This window comes from Roseibaca sp. Y0-43, from assembly GCF_020667835.1.
Classification (GTDB): Bacteria; Pseudomonadota; Alphaproteobacteria; order Rhodobacterales; family Rhodobacteraceae; genus Roseinatronobacter.
Map to the genome: position 1 here is coordinate 1 of NZ_JAFMPR010000039.1, position 1,196 is coordinate 1,196.

The window sequence follows — 1,196 nt, forward strand, 5'->3', positions numbered from 1 at the left end:
TGCACTGCTCCCCAACCTTGGACCGCCGGAAGCTGGATTTTTCCGGCTCTTTCACGATGACGGGCTGGTGACGCCATCGGGATAGTGCATGGCAATCGGGACGTTGTACCCGATCGCGCTGTGGGGTCTGTCCTCGTTGTAGTGCCTACGCCAATCCTCCAGCTTTTCGCGGGCATCTGCAAGGCTCATGAACCAGTGCGCGTTCAGGCACTCGGCCCTCAGCTTGCTGTTGAAGGCTTCGATGAACCCGTTGTCTGTGGGCTTTCCCGGCCGAGAGAAGTCCAGCGTGACGTGGTTCGCATAGGCCCAGAGATCGAGGTCGCGAGAGATAAATTCGCTGCCATTGTCGACTCGTATTGTCTTCGGATAGCCGATCTGCCCACAGACCCGTTCGAGCGTTCGAACGACATCTTCGCCCCGATAGCTGAACCGCGGATCAGCCGCCGGACAAAGGCGCGAGTGCGTGTCGACAATGGTCAGGATACGCAGCTTCTTGCCCAAGGCGAGCTGGTCGTGAACGAAGTCCATCGCCCAGACATCGTTTGGTCCGAGGGCTTCCTGACGGTCTTCGCGCAGCTTCGCCTTCACCCGCCGTTTCGGGTGCTTATTCCTGAGCTGCAGGCCCAACTCATTGTAAATTCTGCGGGTCTTCTTCATGTTGATCATCCATCCTTCGCGACGCAACAGCACGTGAACGCGCCTGTAGCCATAGCGCACACGCGTCTCCGCGATCTCCTTGATCCGCCTCTCGACGGCAGCCTGGTCCGTCCGCCGGGACTTGTAGTGGTAGGTGGATGTGTCGAAACAGATGGCCCCACAGGCCTTCCGGATCGACACGCCCCAGTCGACGCACATCCCGGTGACAATCTCGCGCAAACGGCCAGGCTTCAGAGCTTTCGGCGAATGACGTCCTGAAGCATCTCACGATCAAGTGTCAGGTCGGCGACGATCTTCTTAAGTCGGGTGTTCTCGTCCTCGAGTGCCTTCAACCGGCGCATCTCGTCCGGCAGCAGACCGCCATACTTCTTCTTCCAGTTGAAATAGGTCGCCTGGCTGATCCCGGCCTTGCGGCAGATCTCCGCGACAGGTGTGCCTTGCTCGCCCTGCTTCAGGATGAACGCCTTCTGCGCTTCCGTAAACTTCGATGCCTTCATACGATTCCGCTCCTTTCCCAGCCAGGAAAACTTAGCGGAAAA

At 58.7% G+C, this 1,196-nt stretch carries 1 protein-coding gene; it reads right to left on the minus strand.

Going from position 1 to position 1,196, the window contains the following annotated elements; translation table 11 throughout:
- Nucleotides 1-51: 51 nt before the first annotated feature.
- Nucleotides 52-1,154, minus strand: a protein-coding gene (locus J1C52_RS14995; RefSeq protein WP_227428733.1) for an IS3 family transposase whose coding sequence is annotated in 2 segments (ribosomal slippage) — nucleotides 52-893 and nucleotides 893-1,154 — 1,104 coding nt in all. Because the reading frame shifts where the segments join, the coding sequence is not laid out codon by codon here.
- Between the last annotated feature and the right edge of the window lie 42 nt (nucleotides 1,155-1,196).